This window comes from Streptomyces sp. NPDC091272 (assembly GCF_044757485.1).
Lineage (GTDB): Bacteria > Actinomycetota > Actinomycetes > Streptomycetales > Streptomycetaceae > Streptomyces.
This window is the reverse complement of sequence record NZ_JBIVVC010000011.1, coordinates 247,038-265,208: the sequence shown is the minus strand read 5'-3', so window position 1 is coordinate 265,208 and position 18,171 is coordinate 247,038. Positions and strand designations below refer to the sequence as shown.

Sequence of the window (18,171 nt, the reverse complement as noted above, 5' to 3'; positions counted from 1 at the left end):
TGTCAGTCGGCGTCGCCTGCACCACCGGCCCGGCGTGCGCGGGGCTCCGCCGCGCCGCGCCCTCCCCCACCGGCGGTCCCGACCGGCCCGGCAGCGCGCCGGGTGTGTATCGCGGGCACCGGCGGGGGGACGGGACTCCCTGCTTCCGGCCCCCGCGGTCACGGCCTCCGCCGCCGGGTACGCCCCCTGCACCTTCAGGACCGGGGCCCCGCCCCGGGCGAAGCCTAGGAGCCGCCACCTCATGACCACCTGGAGCAACTGGGAAGTGTTCCGCGGGGAGTTGATCGGTACCGCGATCCTCATCCTCTTCGGCGCGGGCGTCTGCGCCGCCGTCACCCTGAGATTCTCCAAGGCGAGGGCCGCGGGCTGGCTGGTCATCGCCTTCGGCTGGGGCTTCGGCGTGCTGGCCGGCGCGTACACCGCGGCCCCCCTGTCCGGCGGCCACCTCAATCCCGCGGTGACCCTGGGCATCGCCGTCGACACCGGCCGGTGGAGTCAGGTCTGGGTGTACGTACTCGGGCAGATGGTCGGCGCCATGACCGGGGCCGTGCTGACCTGGCTGGTGTACCACGCGCAGTTCGGTGCCAACAGGGAGCAGGAGACGGCCCTGCCGACCCTGGGAATCTTCTCCACCGTCCCGGAGGTCCGGAACCCGGTCGCCAACCTCGTCACCGAGATCATCGCGACCTTCGCGCTGGTGCTGCCCATCCTGGCCTTCGGGCTGACCAAGGGACTCGGCACCTCGGGCACCCAGACCCTGATCGTCGCCTTCCTGGTCGTGGGCATCGGTCTGTCGCTCGGCGGGCCGACCGGGTACGCCATCAACCCGGCCCGGGACCTGGGCCCGCGGCTCGTGCACGCGATGCTGCCGATCCCCAACAAGGGTCCGTCCGACTGGGGTTACGCCTGGGTGCCGGTGGCAGGACCGCTGATCGGCGGCGCCCTCGGCGGTCTCGTCTACAACCTCGCCTTCTAGCACCCGGCTCTCCGGTGCGGCCGGTACCGCGGGTACCTGCCGGACGCAGCTTCCGAACGAGGGGACCTCATGACCGACAGCAGTGAGAAGTTCGTCGCGGCGATCGACCAGGGCACCACGTCCAGCCGCTGCATCATCTTCGACCACGACGGGGCCGTCGTCGCCGTGGACCAGCGCGAGCACCGCCAGATCTTCCCCAAGCCGGGCTGGGTCGAGCACGACGCAGGCGAGATCTGGTCGAAGGTCCAGGCGGTCGTCGCGGGGGCACTCGCCAAGGCGGGTATGCGCGCCGACCGGTTGAGCGCGCTGGGCATCACCAACCAGCGTGAGACGACGGTGCTGTGGGACCGCGCCACCGGCAAGCCCGTGCACAACGCGATCGTCTGGCAGGACACCCGTACCTCCGCCCTCTGCACGGAGCTGGGCGGGGCCGACGGGCAGGACAGGTTCCGGGAGAAGACCGGGCTGCCGCTGGCGAGTTACTTCTCCGGGCCGAAGGCCGCCTGGCTGCTCGACAACGTGCCCGGACTGCGCAACCGTGCGGAGCGGGGCGAGATCGCCTTCGGCACGATCGACTCCTGGCTGATCTGGAACCTGACCGGCGGCACCCAGGGCGGGGTGCACGTCACGGACGTGACCAATGCCGGGCGGACCATGCTGATGAACCTGGAGACCCTCCAGTGGGACCAGGAGATCCTCTCCGCGATGCGGGTGCCCGAGGCCGTGCTCCCGGAGATCAGGTCGTCCGCCGAGGTGTACGGAACGGCCGTCGGGCAGCTGGCCGGGGTACCGGTGGCGTCCGCGCTGGGTGACCAGCAGGCTGCGGTGTTCGGGCAGGCCTGTTACGACACCGGCACGGCCAAGAACACGTACGGGACGGGCAGCTTCCTGCTTCTGAACACCGGCAACCGGCCGGTGCCCTCGAAGAACGGACTGCTCACCACGATGGGTTACAAGATCGGCAGCGATGCGCCGGTCTACTGCCTGGAGGGCTCGATCGCGATCACCGGGGCCCTGGTCCAGTGGTTCCGCGACCAGTTGGGGATCATCCGCAGCGCCGAGGAGATAGAACCGCTCGCGGCGAGCGTGGACGACAACGGAGGTGCCTACATCGTCCCGGCGTTCTCCGGTCTGTACGCGCCGTACTGGCGCTCCGACGCGCGCGGAGTGATCACCGGGCTGACCCGGTACGTCACCAAGGCGCATCTGGCGCGGGCGGTGCTGGAGGCGACGAGCTGGCAGACCCGCGAGGTCGTCGACGCGATGTACCAGGACTCCGGCGTGCCGATCACCACGCTCAAGGTGGACGGTGGGATGACGGTGAACAGTCTGCTGATGCAGCATCAGGCGGACGTGCTGGACGTGCCGGTGATCAGGCCGAAGGTGTCGGAGACGACCTGTCTGGGCGCCGCCTACGCGGCGGGGCTGGCGACCGGCGTGTGGTCGGACCTCGACGAGCTGAAGGCGCACTGGCAGCGCGACGTGGAGTGGACGCCGCGGATGGCGGCACCGGAGCGCGAGCGCGAGTACCGGAACTGGCGCAGGGCGGTGGAACGCAGCTTCGGCTGGCAGGAGGACGGCCAGGAGTAACGGCACTACGATCGTCCTGCGCCGTGCGGTGTCTCGCGCGGCGCGCGGGAGAGGCAACTGCCGCGGCTCGCACCCCAGTCGGCGGGGGTGCGGGCCGCTTCCCGAGCGCGGGGCGCCGGCGACGCCCCCGGCCGGTCCGCGCCGTCTGCTCGGTCCACCTGGTCTGCTCGGTCCACCCGGCTTGCTCGGTCTGCTCGGTCCGCCCGGTCTACGAAGTGACGGACGCGGCGGCCCTGCGGCGGCTCGCGGAGACTTCCAGGGCGTGCTCGACCACCGCGATGAGGACCTCCTTCACCGACTCGCGGTCGCGGGCGTCGCACAGCATCACGGGGACGTCGGGGTCGAGGTCGAGGGCCGCGCGGATCGTCTCGGCGGGGTGCCTGTCCGCGCCGTCGAAGCAGTTGACCGCGACCGTGAAGGGGATGCTGCGGCGCTCGAAGTAGTCCACGGCCGCGAAGCAGTCCTCCAGCCGGCGGGTGTCCGCCAGCACGACCGCGCCGAGTGCGCCCTGTGCCAGCTCGTCCCAGAGGAACCAGAAACGGTCCTGCCCCGGCGTTCCGAAGAGGTAGAGGACGAGGTCCTCGCGCAGGGTGATGCGTCCGAAGTCCATGGCGACGGTGGTGGTCGTCTTGGTCTCGACACCGTGGGTGTCGTCGACCGGCCGGCCCGCCTCGCTCAGGGTCTCCTCGGTGCGCAGCGGTCTGATCTCGCTGACCGCGCCGACCAGGGTGGTCTTGCCCACCCCGAATCCGCCGGCGACCAGAATCTTCAGCGTCACCGGCTCCACGAGCCGCTTCTTGCGGCTGGAACGCCCGAAGACCATCGTTTGGGTTCTCCCGATCTCGCTGCTCTCGCCGCGCGAACGGCTGTGTCCACGCGGTGTTGGGCGGTGTTTTCCGTACGGCGGCGTAGCCGGGCGCGCGGTGCCTCAGAGCGCTCTGAGGCCGTCGATCACTTCGCGCAGCAGGCTCTCGTCCGGCAGCTCGGCAGGTTCCACCGGCCGTGTGACGTGCACGAGCTGATCCTCGACCAGGTCGCCGACCAGGACCCGGACCACACCGACCGGCAGGTCGAGGGTCGCGGCCAGTTCGGCGATGGACTGCGGGCTCTCGGCGCACAGTTCGACGATCTCGACGTGCTCGGGTGCCAGCGTCCGGTCCCGGCCCGGGTCGTCGACCGCGGGCTCCGGGATGACGATCGCGATGAGGTCCAGGCGGTGCCGGGTGGCACTGCTGGTGCGCCCTCTGGTCATCGCGTACGGGCGTACGACAGGTCCCGCGTCGTCGTCGAACCAGTGCGGGGCCGGCTGCCGCCCGCCCGGGTCGGGCCCGGGGCCTTGGCGGGCGTCCGCGGCTGCGCGTGCCGCGGCGTCCGCCCTTCGGGCACGCCCGGCGGCCGGACGGCCCTCGGCGTCGAAGTCTCCTTCGCCCCCCGGACGCTCTGCTCCGTCCAGGTGCCTTCCGGCGGTCCGGGCGCCCGGCGGGCCGGCTGCACCCGTCGGTCCCGCCCTGCCCGTCTCCGTACCTGCGTCGCTCATCCCGGTCCGCTCACCCTCCGGCGGGCAGGCCGGTCCGTGGCGCCGTCCGGAGGTGGGCGCCGACGCGCTTGACCATCAGCGTCATCTCGTAGGCGACCTGTCCGACGTCGGAATCGGCGTCGGACAGGACGGCGAGACAGCTGCCGTCGCCGGCCGCGGTGACGAAGAGGAACGCGTCGTCGAGCTCGACGACCGTCTGGCGGACCCGGCCCGCCTCGAAGTGCCGGCCGACGCCCTTGGCGAGGCTGTGGAACCCGGAGGCGACCGCGGCCAGGTGCTCGCCGTCCTCGCGGGTCAGGCTCTGCGAGGCGCCGGTGGGGAGCCCGTCGCTGGAGAGCACCAGCGCCTTGCGGATGCTCTTGACGCGTTCGACGAGTTCGTCCAGGAGCCAGTTGAGCTCGCCGGAGCCGCGGCCCGAGGCGTTGTGTACTGCGGCGTTCGGTGCGGTCATCGACCGTCCCCCTCTGCTGTCGTTCCTGATGCTGTCCTGGCCGTTCCTGCGGTGCCGGCCGGGGCAGTCGTGCCGGTGGTGCCGGCCGGCTCCGGGTGGGCCGGGTCCGGGTCGGCCTCGTTCTGGAGGCGGCCACGCTGCCAGCCGCGCTGGAGGGAGGCCATCCGGCTGCGTACCTCTTCGGCGTCGCGCTCGGTGTCCTCCTCGGCGGCCGGGCGGACGCTCCCGGCGGTGCGGGCCGCTTCGGTTTCCTTCTTCAGCTGTGGGGCCAGACTCGCCTGCCGCACCCGGCGCGGAAGTCCGCCGAGGGACGGCGTGGCCTCGTGGCCGGCCACGGCGCCGTCCTCGTGCCCGTTCGTCGGGCCGGTACGCCCCGTGGGCCGCAACTGCCGGGTCTCCGCGGGCTGCCTGGCCTCTTCCGGCCGCTGCGGTCCGACGCGGCGGCCGTGCTCGGCGACCAGCGAGGGCTTGCGCCGGGGCAGCGGCACCGGGCCTCCCGGCCTGGCCGTGTCCGCGCCGTCCTGGGCGAGGTCGGCCGCCTGCTGGTGCTGTACCCGGGACGCGTCGGCGATGCGGCCCCGCGGGGCGCCGCGGCTCGCGCCCGTAGCGTCTGCGGCGGTGCGGCGGTGCGTTTCGCGGCTGCGCGGCTTGTCCAGCCCGCGGGACCGGAAGATGCCGCCGCGCTCGCTCTCGCTGTCCTCCAGGTCGCCCAGCGGGTCGCCTGAGCCGTGGCCGAGGGCAGGTGCGGGTTCGAGGCCCAGTGTGCCCAGCGGCGGTTCCAGCTCGACCGGGCCGTCCAGGACCGCCGGTCGGGAGGTCGCACGGCCCACGGCGGCCATGTCCCGGCGGCGGCCGGGGCCGGTCGTGGCCGGCTCGCCCACCGGTGCCCTGTCCGGTTCGCGGTCGACGCGGAATCCGCTGCCGTCGGTGTCCGGGGCCTCGGTGAGGAGGGCGGCGGGGATGAAGACGACCGCCGTGGTGCCGCCGTACGGGGACTGCTGGAGGGAGACCCGGACGTTCTGCCGCTGGGCGAGCCGGCTGACCACGAAGAGGCCGAGCCGGTCGGTGTCGGACAGCTCGAACTCGGGGGTCTCCGCGAGCCGCAGGTTCGCGTCGAGGAGGACGTCGGCGGCCATGCCCAGGCCCCGGTCGTGGATCTCCAGCGTGAAGCCGTTGGCGACGCGCTCGCCGAGCACCTGTACCGCGGTGTGCGGGGGCGAGAACACCGTGGCGTTCTCCAGGAGTTCGGCGATCAGGTGGGTGAGGTCGGCGACGGCAGGGCCCCCGACGCCGATCCTCGGCAGCCTCCGTACCTCGATGCGCTCGTAGTCCTCGACCTCGGCGACCGCGGCGCGTACGACGTCCATCAGCTGAACGGGCTTGCGCCACTGCCGGGACGGCGCCGCCCCGGAGAGGATCACCAGGCCCTCGGCGTGCCGGCGCATACGGGTGGTGAGGTGGTCGAGACGGAAGAGGTCGGCGAGCTCGTCGGTGTCCTCGGTGCGGCGCTCCATCGTGTCGAGGAGCGTCAACTGGCGGTGCAGCAGCACCTGGTTGCGGCGTGCGAGGTTGACGAAGACCTCCGAGACGCCGCGGCGCATGTCGGCCTGGCGCACGGCCGACTCGACGGCGGCCCGCTGGAGGGTGTTGAGGGCCTGGCCGACCTGCCCCATCTCGTCCTTCGGGTAACTCAGCCGGGGGGCCTCGGTCTCCACGTCGACGCTCTCGCCCGCCGCGAGACGGCGCATGACGGCCGGAAGCCGCACGCCCGAGGCCTCGTGAGCCTCCTTGCGCAGCCGGTTCAGGTCACGGACGAGCTCGCGGCCGATGCGGACGGAGACGACGACGGAGACGATCAGGGCGAGGAAGCCGAGCACACCGGCGGAGCCCGCCTTCAGGAGGACGCCGAAGGCAACGGGCTCGACACGGTCCTGGAAGTTGTCGCTGGTCTCGGCGCCCTGCCTGGCGAGACGTTCGAGCACCGGCGGGGCCGCGTCCTTCCAGGAGGCGGTGGACACCGCGGTGGGACGGCGTTTCGCCCCTTGCTCCAGCAGCCTCTTCTCTGCGGCGAGCAGCGCTCCGGTGTCGGGGCCGTTCCAGATCTGTTCGTAGTCCTGCCGGTCGGACGCGGGCAGCTGCTCAAGGCTGGTCTCGTACAGGATCCGGCGGCCGGCTATCAGCCCGGTGAGGTCGCGCAGCTCCTCGGCGGTGATCTCCCGGGCGACGAGCGCGGAGGCGACCAGGGCGTCCTCGCGGGCGAGGAGTTCGCGGGCGCGGGCGGCACCGACCAGCGCGCGGCCCTGCTTGTCCATCTCGACGTCCCGCACCACGTGCAGGTTGGCCAGGAAGGTGTGGCAGGGGTCGACGAGCCGGTTGTAGAGCGTGAGTGCCTGGCTGCGGGAGAGGGTGCTGTTCTCGACGGAGCGGCGCAGGGCGGAGATGCCGTCGAACGCCTCCAGGAGCGAGCTCAGGCGCTGTGCGGCCTGCGGGCTCAACTCGCTGTTGACGTCCGGGTCCTGGGAGTTGCGACGGATCCTGGCGACGGCCCCGTCGGTCTTGTCGCGTTGGACGCGCAGGGCGGTGAGCGCCTCCGAGCCGCGCTCGTCGGCGAGGTAGACCAGGGTCTGGCGGCGTTCCTCCTGAACGACCTGGACGGCTTCCTCGACCGGCGACCCGATCCTCTCGACGACATAGGCGATGTCCATCAGTTCACTCGCCTCGCGGCCCGTCAGTACGGTCGCGAATCCCCAGAGCGCGGTGAGGGACACGAGCGGCACCAGCAACAACGCCACGATCTTCCGGCGGATGGACTTCCCGCGAAAGCGCATGGCCTCCCCCAGCTCAACCCCGCGCGGCGGGGGTGGTGTTCCGTTTGGTCGATCTTGTCGATCTGGTCGAACTGGTCCGCCCGGTGATCTGGTCCGTCCGGAGGATCCAGCAGCGCGTTCGTCAACGCAGCGCGTCAACAAACGGCGTGAGCCTACTACTGACCCCCTGGTAACTCGAAGACACGTCCGGTCGGTTTTCGGCCGACACCTCCGGAACCGATCATGACTTGTCCCGGAATCAAGGGAGTTGGAAACGTTGCCTGTGGCACGGGACACCCGCCGAAACAGGCCCTTCCGCATCTCGGGGGATGGCTGGAAGTGTTCGTTCCGTGTCCATTCGGCGGGAATCTTTCAAGCTGGATGTTCGTCTCTGTGTACGGGGAGACGAAAGTCCTGGGGTACGGGTACGGGGAGACGAAGGGGAGCAGTAGTGGCTGCGTGAAGCGGCACAAGCCGGGCAGTCACTCCTGAAGGCGCGGATTCCGGGCCTGGGTTGAGCGGTGGGGAGTGGGGACATGAAGGCGCAGGAGCTTCCGGCGGTCGCGGGCACGGTGGCGAGGGGCCGACCGGGCACGGACACGACGGCGGTGCGGACGGACGCGGGCACGACGGCGGGGCGGACGGACGCGGGCAGGGACACGGGCACGGGCAGGGACACGGATCCGGGCACAGGAGCCGTGGCAGGACGGGGCGCCGGCCCCGCGGTACGGCAGTTGTGGGTGGAGGAGCCGGCCCTCAGGTGGCGGCTGCCCGATCCGGTCCGTACCTCCGCGGTGCGGGCGGTGATCATAGTTTCGCTGACGCTGATCCAGGCGATGGTGGCCTACCTGTCCACGTTGGCGGGGTCCTGGCTCGCCTTCCCGATGACGGTGAGCAGCGTGGCGAGCACGGTTGCCGCGACATGGGGTGTGCTCGACGTGTGGATCACCCGCCAGGTGTGGAACCAGCGCAACGGCGTGGTGTCCGTCCCGAGCAGTACGGCACGCCGGCTTCGGCGCGAGCGCCGCAAGGCACGGCGCACCGCCCGGAAGGACGCCCGAATACAGGACCGCGGCCGCGGGAACGCGGGGCGGCTGTCGCGGGCGTGAGCGGACGGCGCCGTGCCGCGCCGTGCCGTGCCGTGCCGTGCCGTCCGCATGAGCCGACGGCCGGACCGACGGTGCGTCTTCGTCGGTCCGCCCGGAGACCGGGCCGGGGCCGGGATTGGGACCGGAGCCGGAGCCGAAGCGGGGGCCGGTGCGGCCCCCGCTCCCGACTAGTCCACCTGGGCCGTTTCCCCTTGTGTCCGCCTGAACATCCGGGTCGCGGTGATCTCGCCGTGGATGGTCTCGCCCTCGGTGCTCTGCTGCGGCAGTCCGGGCCGCAGGTGCTCCTCCACGCTGATGTACTTCAGGCCCGCCCTGAGGTCCGCGTCGTTCCGCAGCCGGATGACCAGCGGGAACTCGGCGAGAGCCGTCGTGTCGAACAGGCCGGTCGTGTAGAGCAGTTGGACCCCGAGCGCGTCGGAGACCGCCCGCTGGAGCTCCAGCAGATACGTCGCGTTGGCGCGCCCGATCGGGTTGTCGAGGAAGAGCGTGCCCGCGTGCCGGTGCTTGTCGCGGCCCCGGTCGTTGCTGCGCAGCGCAGCCATCGTGCAGTACAGGGCGATGGCTGCGGTCAGCAGCTGACCGCCGGAGAAGACGTCGCCCATCTGCCCGACGGGCACCCGCTCGGCGCGCAGCACCGCGTCCGGCTTGAGGATCTCCACGGCGATTCCCCTGGGTTCCAGGGCCGCCTGCACCCCGCGCAGCAGCAACGACATGCCGTCCCGCCGCATGTCGGAGTTCTTCCGCACCGCGGCACTGGTCGCCTCGTCGATCACCTCGCCGAGCCGCTCGGCGAGCGTCGCCTGGTCGGGCTCCTCGAAGCGGATGCGCAGGAACTCCTGCCCTGACCACTCCCCCAGCCCCTCGGGCAGCTGCGACAGCCGCTGCGCCGAACGCAGCGTGGCCAGCGCGGACTCGACGAGGCCGCGCAGCCGGTCGACAATGCTGTCGCGGTTGCGCTCCAGCTGCGCCAACTCGTCCGTCAGGACCCGCAGTCGGGGGGCGAAGGCAGCCGCCCAGGCCGCCGCGTGCTCGGGCAGCGCGGCAGCGGGCAGTTCCCTGATCTGCTGGCGCGCGGGGGTGCGTACCTGCTCGTAGCGGGTCGAGTTGGCGTGCCGTACGAGCACGTCGCTCGCCTCGCGCACGGCGGCCTCGGCCGCCGAGAGTTCCCCCGCGCAGCCGCGCAGCGAACGACGGGCCTCCGTCGCCGAGTGACGGGCCTCCTCCAGCGTGCCGGGGTAGGGCGCGGGGGTCTCCTGGCCCTCCTCGTCCTGGTGGTCGCGCAGCAGGTCACGCAACAGGGCCGCGGTCTCGTCGAACCCGCCCGCCGCGTCCTCGGCGGCGCGGTGCGCGTGCAGCAGGTCACCGTGTGCGGCGCGGGCGGTGTCCCGCGCGTCGCTGCGGGTGGCGAGTTCGGTGCTGGCCGTGCGGAGCAGCGCCTGCGCGTGCTCGGCGTCGGAGGGTACGAGGCCCTCGGGGAGCTCCGTGTGCGCGTCACCGTCCTCGGGGGCCAGGCGTTCGGCCTCGCCGCGCAGCCGGCCGAGCTGCTCGCTGGCGGCGGACGCGCGGGTCTCCAGGGTCTGTACGAGGGATTCGGCGCGGGCTGCCGCGGCCTGCCGGGACGGGCCGTCGGCGCCGTCGTTGCTCTCCAGGAGCTGTCCGGCCCGGTTGCGGACCTTGTTGGAGAGGCGGTTGAGCTCCGCGAGGGCGGCGCTCTCGTCACTTTCCGAGCGGGCCTGTTCGGCGCGCAGGTCGGCGCCCACGCCGACTTTCTCGTACAGCTGGGACGCGGCGCGGTAGGCCTCGCGCAGGGCGGGGAGCGCGGCGCGCGGGGCGTCCGGGTCGGGTTCGGGCAGCGTCTCGGGGGCGCCCGCGATCTCGGCGCGCTCGGCCCGCAGGGTGCGGGAGGTGCGGTGGGCGTCGTCGGCGGTGCGCTGGGCGGTGCGGCGGTCCTCGTCGGCGGCCTTGGCGCGGTCCAGGAGGGTGGCGGCGCGGGCCTCGGACTCAGCTGCCTCGTCGGCGAGTTCGCGCAGCCTGTGCTGCCAGCCTGCGCGTTCGCGCAAGCGGTGGGCGAGTCCGGCGAGGGCGTCGGCGACCCGGCGGGCACGCTGTGCGGCGTCCTGCCGCTCGTCGCGTACCCGGGCCGCTTCGGCCGCGGCCTCGTCCGCTTCCGTCCGGGCCGACCGGGCCTCGGCTCGGACCGCCTCGGCCGTCTCGGCCGCCGCACGGGCGGCTGCCGCGGCCTGCGCCAGTTCGGTGAGCATCCCGGGCGGGCAGTCCTCGCGCCAGGAGCCGAGCCTGGCCGCCAGGGTGCGGTCGCCGGTCAGCCGGGCGGCCAGTGCGCGGATCTCCTCGTCGCGGGCGGTGGCCCGCGCGCGCAGGGTCTGCCTTTCCTCGTCCGCGGCGTGCTCGTCGTGCATGGCCGGGTTCGGCGGTACGAGGAAGACTGCGCCCTCGTCGGCGCTGCCGCTGCCCGCCGCGGGTACGGGCGCGAGCAGGGCGGACGCCGTGCCGACGGCGACGGCGGAACGCGGCAGCAGGGCCGCGCCCGCGAGGACCTCGCGGGCTCGGGCGTGCGACCGGGGGTCGGTGATGACGACGCCGTCGACGAGCTCCGGCCGGGCGGCGAGAACGGCGGCGTGGTCGGCGGGGTCGACGGACTGGGCGAGGTAGCGCCAGCCGGGCAGCGCCGGGATGCCGTGCTCGCCGAGGTGTTCCACCGTCGCGAGGACGTCGGCGCTGGGCGGCAGCAGCCCGCCGTCGCCGAGGGCGCCGAGGATGCGGGCGTCGTCGGCCGCGGCGGTGCGCAACTCGAAGAGCTGGCGTTCGGCGGACGCCACGCCCTGGTCCAGGAGGGCCAGCAGGTCCTCGGCGCCGCGGTCCAGCTCCTCGACGGTGAGGGGGCCTTCGGCGACGGGGCGCGGGGCGCGGCGGACGGGCCCCACGGTGGCGGTGGAGCGGCCGTCGCCGTCCGAGGCGGCGTGCTGGGAGCCGCGCCGGGCGCCGTCCGACACCGGGTGCGGCCGGAAGTCCCGCCGGTCGCCGTCCGAAGCGGCCTGCGGCCGGGGGTCCCGCCGGTCGCCGCCCGAGACGGGGTGCGGCTGGGAGCCCCGCCGGGCGCCGAGGGGGTCGCGGCCCGTGGATCCGCTGCCGTACGCTCCCGGGTTCTCCGCTGCGGACGCGCCGTCGTCCTCGCCGCTGCGGGGCTGCGGGAAGCCCGCGGCGGCGACGCCCGCAGGCGCGACGGCGTGCGGCAGACTGAGCAGCTCCGCGAGGCGTTCCTCCGCCGCGATGGACGCCGCCGCGCGGTGCTCCGCCTCGTACGCGGACGAGGCGGCGTGTGCCGCGTCCGCCGCGCGTGCGGCGCTGAGTTCGGCGCGGGCGTCCTGCGCTGCCGCCTCGCGCGCCCGCTCCGCCGTCGTACGGGCGGCTTCCCGCGCCACGTCCCACGCGTCGACGGCGCTCTTCTCGGCGTCGGTGGCGGCCAGGGCGGCACGCGCCGGGTCGGCGTCGGGTGCGGTGTCGTCGAGCCACCCGGCCCGTACCGCTTCGGCCGTCTCCTGCTCGACCTCGGTGAGGCGCTGGCGCAGGTGGCCGATCTCGCTGCGGGCGCGCTGCGCCTCGGTCGCGGCGACGGTGGCGTCACGGTGCGCGGCCTCGCCGGCCTCCTGGAGGGCCGCGGACCGCTCCTCCTGCTCGGCGGCGATGCGCTCGCCCTCTTCCGCCGCACCGTGCAGTGCCCGTACGAGATCACCGGCGGCGCCGGCGCGCGCGGCCAGCGCGGGGGCGGCGTCGCGCTCGGCATCGCGGATGGCGACGGCCACGCGTGCGGAGCGGTCGGCGGCGGCCCGGTGGCGCAGCACCGCCTCGGCCCCCTGCCATGCGGAGTGCAGGGTGCGGGCGTCGGCGAGCTCACGGCGCTGGAGTGCCGCGCTCTTCTCGGCGGCGGCGAGGGACAACGAGGCGTGCCGGTAGGCAAGTTCGGCGGAGATCAGGGCGCTGTGGGCGCGCGCCTGCTCGGTCTCGGTGACGGTGTGCGCCGCGGCGGCGACCTGCTGGGCGAGCTCTGCCGTGCGGCCGCGCTCGTCGGCCGCGCGCGCGGACAGCCGGCGGGACAGGGTACGGGTGCGCCGTTCGGCGGCGTTGTGGACCTCGCGGGCCTGTGCGCGGGTGCCGGTGGCGTCGACGATGCGGCCGAGGAGGTCGACGGATCCGGCGGTGAAGTCGCGTTCGGCCATCAGCTCGGCGCGGCGGCCGAGTTTGTTGCCGAAGCCGTGGACGAGGTCGGCGAGGCCGTCGGTGTCGCGGGTGTCGGTGACGGCGCGCAGCAGCAGGTCGGTGAAGTCGGAGTCCTTCTTGACCGCGAAGAGGCCGGCGGCCTCGCCCTCGTCGGCGTTCATCTCGCGTTGGTAGCGGAAGAGTTCGGGGTCCAGGCCGAGCTCGCCGAGGTGCTCGTTCCAGCGGTCGTGGATCTCTTCCCAGTGGATGTCGAGGTGCGGGTACGCCTTGCCCGCCTCGGTGATCGCGTCGCGGAAGCCCTTCATGGTGCGGCGGCGGCCCTGTGCGCCGGACGCACCCTCGACGGGGCGCCGCACGGCGGTGGACTCGGCGACCGGCAGGGAGTCCAGGCTGAGACCGGGGCCCGGGCGGAAGGAGTACCAGGCCTCGGCGAACTTCCGGGGGTCGCCCGAGACCTGGCGTCCGCGCCATTCGCTGACCTTGCCGACGACGACGCACTCGCCGGTGAGGGTGTGCTGCCACTCCAGCGCGACGTGTCCGCAGTCGTCGGCGAGCAGGAACTTGCGGAGCACGCCGGAGCTGGCACCGCCGAGGGTGTTGCGGTGGCCGGGCAGCATGACCGAGAAGATCAGCTTGAGGAGGACGGACTTGCCGCCGCCGTTCTCCAGGAAGAGGACGCCCGCGGGCGCCGGGCGGCGCGGCGGCCCGACGGGCTCGTCCTGGAAGAACTCCGCCTGGGCGGGGGCGGGGTGCGGCACGGGGGCGCCGACCCCGCGCAGGTCGAGCACGGTGTCGGCGTAGCGTGCGCCGGCGGGCCCGATGGAGTAGAGGCGGACCCGGGACAACTCGTACATGGCGGCGGACTCTCAGTCGTCTGGAACGGGCGCTGGTGAAGGCGTGACAGGGCGGAAGGCGGCGCGGTTACGCGTGGAAGGGCAGGCCGGCGTCGGCTGCCAGGTCGAGGTCGTCGGCGTCGGACGGCGGCACCAGCGTCGCGGTGCCGTCGGTCACGGGGACGACGCCGAGTTCCAGCAGTTCGGCCATGGCGGCGCTGCCCGCCATGTCGCGGACCTGCAACTGGTAACGGGCGGTGGTGCGGTAGGCGCCGCCCGCATCGTCCCCGGTGCGCTGGAGGAAGCCGGACTCGGTGAGGAAGGAGACGGCCTTGCCGACGATGCCGGTGGTGGAGCCCGCGAGGCGTCGGGCGTCCTTGGTGGCGCCGGTGGCGCTGCGCCGCGAGTAGATCCGCCAGGCGGACTCCAGTCCCGGCGCTTCGGTGGCGGGGTCGGTGTTCTGCCCGGCCTCCTCGGCGCGCTCCTCAAGCCGGCGGCAGGCCTGCCGGACGAAGGCGTCCGCACCGTTCACGGTCAGCCGGCCGATGTACCCGTCGTCGGCGAGGTCCTCGGGCCGGGGGAAGGCCATGGCGGCGACGGCGAGGTGGGCGAGGCCGTGCAGGAACCGGTCGGCGGACTCGGCGGAGGCGCGGCGCGCGTAGTCGCCCATGCGGACGGCGAAGACCGAGTCCTCGTCCGCGGACACGGCCATGCCGGCGCGGGTGGAGACTTCGAGCACGACCAGGCCGAGGCCGGTGGCGACGGCGTCGGCGAGCCGGGCGAAGGGGGCTTCCTCCCGGTAGCGGCGCAGCAGTTCGGCGTACTCGGCGTCACGGGCCGGCAGCAGCTTGGGCTGGAGCCCGAAGGAGACGAGCCGCGCGGCGTCGGCCGCGTCGGCGGGGGTGAGGGGGGCGGGAGCGGGAGGAGCCGTGTCGACGGGGTCGCTGCTCCACGCGGGGGGTTCGGCGTGGGGGTCGATCACGGGTGGTGCTCCTTGGGGGGTACGGGGGTGGAAGGTTGGGCGCGGCCCGAACGGTTTGCGGGGGTGGGGGGTTGGGGGGTTGGGCGCGGCCCGAGGGGTTTGCGGGGGTGGGGGGTTGGGCGCGGCCCGAGGGGTTTGCGGGGGTGGAAGCTGGGCGCCGCCCGAGGGGGTGTGGTGGGTTCATGGTGTCTCTGCCCGTCCCGATGCCATGCCCGCCGCGTCCAGCAGGGCGGTGCCCACGATGAGGTCCGCGCCGCCGAACTCGGGGTCGTCCAGCAGGGTTCCGTCGTCGACGGCGAACAGCAGCCGTTCCTCGCCCTGCCGGTACGCCGTGCCGACGGGCGGGCTCGCCGCGTGCACGGCGAGCAGCGCCACCAGGTAGGGCAGGTCCGCGTCGCGGCGGCGGGCGTCGGCGAGCAGCCCGGACAGCCGGCGTGGGGCGTCGTGCGGGAGGTCGAGCAACTCCATGGCGACGGCGAGTTGCGCCTCACTGAAACGGCTGTCGTCCGGGGTGGCGATGAGGTCGGGCTCGGGCATCTCGGCGCCCAGGTGTTCGCGCTCCTGCGGCGGGGCGAGCAGTATGTCCACCAGGTCGCCGACTCGGACCGAGACGGGCGTGCGCAGGCCCGCGCCGTGGGCGAAGAAGGCGTCTGTGACGCGGATCGCCCGCTCCAGGGGCAGTGGCAGCAGCGGTGCGACGAGCTGTCCGTACAGGTCGAGTCCGGAGTGTGCGGAGAGCGGGGCGAACGCCTGGCGGTCCTGCTCGGCGCGGAACAGCGGCCCCGCTTCCAGGAGCCGGGACTGGAGCTGGGTGTGGCGGCGGATGCAGTCCTTGACGATGTCGACGAGCTCCGCGGCGCGGCGCTTCTGCTCGGGGTCCTCGGACTCGTCGCGGGCCTTGCGGATGTTGGTGAGGATCGCGTTCTCGTGGCGGTAGCGGTCGGCGACGTGGTCGAGGGCCTCGGCGATCATGTCGGGGACGGCGTTGAGCCAGTCGACGGCCCGGACGTTGCGCCGGGTGGCTTCCAGTGTGCGGCGCAGCGTCTCGGCGTACTGGACGGTGCGGTAGCGGGCCTGTTCGGCCGCGAGCTGGGCGTCGGCGAGGCGGCCCCTTCTGATCAGGACCTCCAGCTTGACCTCGGCCGCGATCTGGGCGCTGGTGACGTCCGTGTCGAGGGCGCCGACCAGGACGTTGACGGCTTCGTCCGTGGTGCGCAGGAAGACTCCGCCGCCGAACCCCGCGACTTCCTCGACGAGTTTGAAGTCGTAGTCGCGGCGGGTGTAGACGCCGTCGGCGGAGAAGGTGCCGTAGACGGCGCGGAAGCCGCGGTCGACGCTGCCGACGTTGATCAGGTTCTCCAACACCCAGCGGGCGACGCGCTCGTGCTCGGCGGCCGGGCGGCCGGGCGCCTGGGCGGCGGCCCGGGGCAGCAGCCGCGAGACGATCTGCTCGTGGTCCGCGCCGGTGTCGAAGTCCATGTTCAGCGTGATCAGATCAATGGCGGCGAGGGCGACTTCGGCCATGGCGTAGACCGTGTACTCACCGGCGAGGTTCGCCTTGCGCACGTCGAGGTCGTGCAGCGGGGCGGTGCAGGCGAGCGCGCGCAGCCGCCGCGCCAGCCCTTCGTCGGCGGCCGGGCCCTGAGCGGGCCGCGGCCCCGCGCTGAGCTGGGGCGGAACGAATTCCGCGGGCGTATCCGTCGAGGCAGGCGAAGTCACGAGGCACAGATTAGGTCCTCACACTGACAACGGTCGAAACGGCCCAGATGGGAACGCTTGCCCCGGGAGTTCCGGCGCCTGCCCGACGCGGGCGCGGTGCCTGTCCGACGCGGGTCCAGCCGGTCCGATGCGTGTCCGACGCGGGTCCAGCCGGTCCGATGCGTGTCCGACGCGGGTCCAGCCGGTCCGATGCGTGTCCGACGCGGGTCCGGCCTGCCCGTCGCGTGTCCGGCGAGGGGCGGGGCGGCGGGCAGCCGACAGGGGCTGCGCCCAGGAGCCACGTCTGCCGGGGAGGGGCCGTGCTCGAGGAGCACGACCCCTCCCCCTCCGACGCCCGGACGGCGGGGACGGCCCGCCGCGTCAGGTCGGACCGCCGTGGGGGTCCGGTCAGACCACCGTGGGGGTCCGGTCAGACCGCCGAGGTGTCCGGCCCGATCCTGCTGCGTACGGCGGTCTGCACCTCGGCCTCCTCGGCCGGGTCCGCGGCCAGCCGGCGCAGCCGGTCGGCCACTCGCGCGTCGCCCGTCTCCGCGTGCAGCGCGGCGACCTCGCGCGTCGTCTCCTCGCAGTCCCACAGGCACTCGACGGCGAAGCCGGAGGCGAAGGACGGATCGGTGGCGGCCAGGGCGCCTGCCGCGCGCTGCCGCAGATGGGAGGAGGCGGTCTCGCGGTAGACGTGGCGCAGCACGGGTGCGGCGGCGCAGATGCCCAGGCGTCCGGTGCCGTCCACCAGGGTCCACAGCAGCGGTGCGTCGGGGCCGTCGGCCCGTACGGCTTCACGCAGCGCCCCGAGGACGAGCGGCGCGTCCTGTGCCGTCCCCCGGGAGGCCAGCACGCCCGCGGCGGATGCGCCCAGCGTGTCCGGCCGGTGCACCCAGCCCCTGGCCCGGTCCACGGCTTCGGGTCCGCACATCCGCTCGAACGCGGCGACGGCGGCGTCCGACACGGTTCGCGACGGGCTCTGTGCCGCGGCCTCGATCAGGTCGAGGACTGCGGGGTCCCGGCCTTCCGCGAGGTGGTGGAGCGCCGCACAGCGCGCCCCGTCGGTCCCGTCGCGTGCCGCTCCGAGGATCGCGGAACGGTCCTCGGGCCCCGCGACGGCGGAGAGGCAGCGGGCAGCGGGCACGTGCAGCACCGCGCCCCGCTCAAGGCCCTCCTCGGCCCAGTCAAAGATTGCCTGCACGCTCCATCCCGGGCGGGGCCCCGCGGGTCGCAGCTGGCGCTGCCAGCGGTCGAACGAGCCCTGCTCCTGCGCGGCGCGCACCCGGCCGCCCACCGCATCGCGCGGGTCCTCCGCCCACAGCCGCCAGGGCCTGGGCTCGAAGGCGTCGCGCACGGCGGCGGACAGCTCCGCCTCCCCCTCGGCGGAGACGGCGAACCGAGCGAGCACCGGGCCCGCCAGCGACCGCAGTCCGGCGTCGTCGTCGCGCAGCGCGAGCTCGTCGAGCGCCCAGGCCCAGTTGGTGCCGGTCCTGGCGTACTTGCGCAGCAGCACCAGGGCGTCGTCCCTGCCGTACGAGGCGAGGTGCCCGAGGACGGCGAGCGCGAGCCCGGTCCGGTTCTCGTCCGTGTCGAGGACGTCCTCGGCGTCGAAGAGGTGGCTCTCGATCTCGTCGAGGCCGCCGTCGAGGTCGAGGTAGAGGCGGGCGTAGTAGAGCGACCTGTTCTCGACCTGCCAGTCGTGGCGGGGGTCGTTCAGCACGCAGTGGTGCAGGGCCGCGAGGGCTTCCGGGCGGGGCGCGGCGAGCGCGTGCAGCGTGCCGTCACCCCGGCCCCTCTGCAGGAGGCCGAGCATGGTACCGCTCGGCGCTATGGCTGGTTCAAACATGGGAAAAAGCCTCACATCAAGCTGTCGACGCAACCGGGAAACGTGCCGTGCCTACGCCGTGCGCCAACATGCCGGGCCGCCCGTAACCGTCTCGTGCTTGCTG

General features: G+C 73.6%; 10 protein-coding genes and 1 pseudogene. 3 read left to right on the top strand and 8 right to left on the bottom strand.

Annotated elements, in window-relative coordinates; all coding sequences use genetic code 11:
* Positions 1 to 241: 241 nt before the first annotated feature.
* Positions 242 to 976 (top strand): MIP/aquaporin family protein, encoded by a 735-nt coding sequence (locus ACIQM4_RS27555; protein ID WP_401596815.1) that lies wholly within the window; start codon positions 242 to 244, stop codon positions 974 to 976.
* A 69-nt stretch (positions 977 to 1,045) separates the two neighbouring features.
* On the top strand, positions 1,046 to 2,566 hold the full coding sequence (gene glpK / locus ACIQM4_RS27550) for a glycerol kinase GlpK (protein WP_401596812.1): 1,521 nt from the start codon (positions 1,046 to 1,048) through the stop codon (positions 2,564 to 2,566).
* 208 nt (positions 2,567 to 2,774) lie between these two features.
* On the opposite strand, the gene ACIQM4_RS27545 is transcribed toward glpK, so the two are convergent.
* The 4 genes and pseudogenes from ACIQM4_RS27545 to ACIQM4_RS27530 form a co-directional block, all read right to left on the bottom strand.
* Positions 2,775 to 3,389 (bottom strand): GTP-binding protein, encoded by a 615-nt coding sequence (locus ACIQM4_RS27545; protein WP_401596810.1) that lies wholly within the window; start codon positions 3,387 to 3,389, stop codon positions 2,775 to 2,777.
* 105 nt (positions 3,390 to 3,494) lie between these two features.
* A pseudogene (locus ACIQM4_RS27540) lies at positions 3,495 to 3,923 on the bottom strand (DUF742 domain-containing protein); the annotation flags it as partial.
* A gap of 190 nt (positions 3,924 to 4,113) precedes the next feature.
* Positions 4,114 to 4,554: a roadblock/LC7 domain-containing protein gene (locus ACIQM4_RS27535; protein WP_401596807.1), complete on the bottom strand. Its 441-nt coding sequence runs from the start codon at positions 4,552 to 4,554 to the stop codon at positions 4,114 to 4,116.
* On the bottom strand, positions 4,551 to 7,382 hold the full coding sequence (locus ACIQM4_RS27530; protein ID WP_401596805.1) for a nitrate- and nitrite sensing domain-containing protein: 2,832 nt from the start codon (positions 7,380 to 7,382) through the stop codon (positions 4,551 to 4,553). Before ACIQM4_RS27530 ends, ACIQM4_RS27535 begins: the two co-directional genes overlap by 4 nt.
* Positions 7,383 to 7,897: 515 nt before the next feature.
* Here ACIQM4_RS27530 and ACIQM4_RS27525 point away from each other — a divergent pair.
* A complete protein-coding gene (locus ACIQM4_RS27525) occupies positions 7,898 to 8,470 on the top strand; it encodes a hypothetical protein (RefSeq protein ID WP_401596802.1) in 573 nt (190 codons plus the stop codon).
* A 167-nt stretch (positions 8,471 to 8,637) separates the two neighbouring features.
* Here the strand turns inward: ACIQM4_RS27525 and ACIQM4_RS27520 are convergent, their stop codons facing one another.
* From ACIQM4_RS27520 to ACIQM4_RS27505, 4 genes are all read right to left on the bottom strand, one after another.
* The gene (locus tag ACIQM4_RS27520; protein WP_401596800.1) at positions 8,638 to 13,560 is read right to left on the bottom strand and encodes a hypothetical protein; all 4,923 of its coding nucleotides are present in this window, start codon (positions 13,558 to 13,560) and stop codon (positions 8,638 to 8,640) included.
* Positions 13,561 to 13,627: 67 nt separating this feature from the next.
* Positions 13,628 to 14,521: a hypothetical protein gene (locus tag ACIQM4_RS27515; protein WP_401596798.1), complete on the bottom strand. Its 894-nt coding sequence runs from the start codon at positions 14,519 to 14,521 to the stop codon at positions 13,628 to 13,630.
* A 180-nt stretch (positions 14,522 to 14,701) separates the two neighbouring features.
* Positions 14,702 to 16,240, bottom strand: a complete 1,539-nt coding sequence (locus ACIQM4_RS27510) for a hypothetical protein (protein WP_401596796.1) — start codon at positions 16,238 to 16,240, stop codon at positions 14,702 to 14,704.
* Positions 16,241 to 16,649: 409 nt separating this feature from the next.
* A complete protein-coding gene (locus tag ACIQM4_RS27505; protein WP_401596793.1) occupies positions 16,650 to 18,068 on the bottom strand; it encodes a HEAT repeat domain-containing protein in 1,419 nt (472 codons plus the stop codon).
* Positions 18,069 to 18,171: the final 103 nt, after the last annotated feature.

Bases quoted from the DNA above. Each gene is read 5' to 3' on its own strand.
- ACIQM4_RS27555 (WP_401596815.1), top strand. From the start codon at position 242: ATGACCACCTGGAGCAACTGGGAAGTGTTCCGCGGGGAGTTGATCGGT.
- glpK (WP_401596812.1), top strand. From the start codon at position 1,046: ATGACCGACAGCAGTGAGAAGTTCGTCGCGGCGATCGACCAGGGCACC.
- ACIQM4_RS27545 (WP_401596810.1), bottom strand. From the start codon at position 3,389: ATGGTCTTCGGGCGTTCCAGCCGCAAGAAGCGGCTCGTGGAGCCGGTG.
- ACIQM4_RS27535 (WP_401596807.1), bottom strand. From the start codon at position 4,554: ATGACCGCACCGAACGCCGCAGTACACAACGCCTCGGGCCGCGGCTCC.
- ACIQM4_RS27530 (WP_401596805.1), bottom strand. From the start codon at position 7,382: ATGCGCTTTCGCGGGAAGTCCATCCGCCGGAAGATCGTGGCGTTGTTG.
- ACIQM4_RS27525 (WP_401596802.1), top strand. From the start codon at position 7,898: ATGAAGGCGCAGGAGCTTCCGGCGGTCGCGGGCACGGTGGCGAGGGGC.
- ACIQM4_RS27520 (WP_401596800.1), bottom strand. From the start codon at position 13,560: ATGTACGAGTTGTCCCGGGTCCGCCTCTACTCCATCGGGCCCGCCGGC.
- ACIQM4_RS27505 (WP_401596793.1), bottom strand. From the start codon at position 18,068: ATGTTTGAACCAGCCATAGCGCCGAGCGGTACCATGCTCGGCCTCCTG.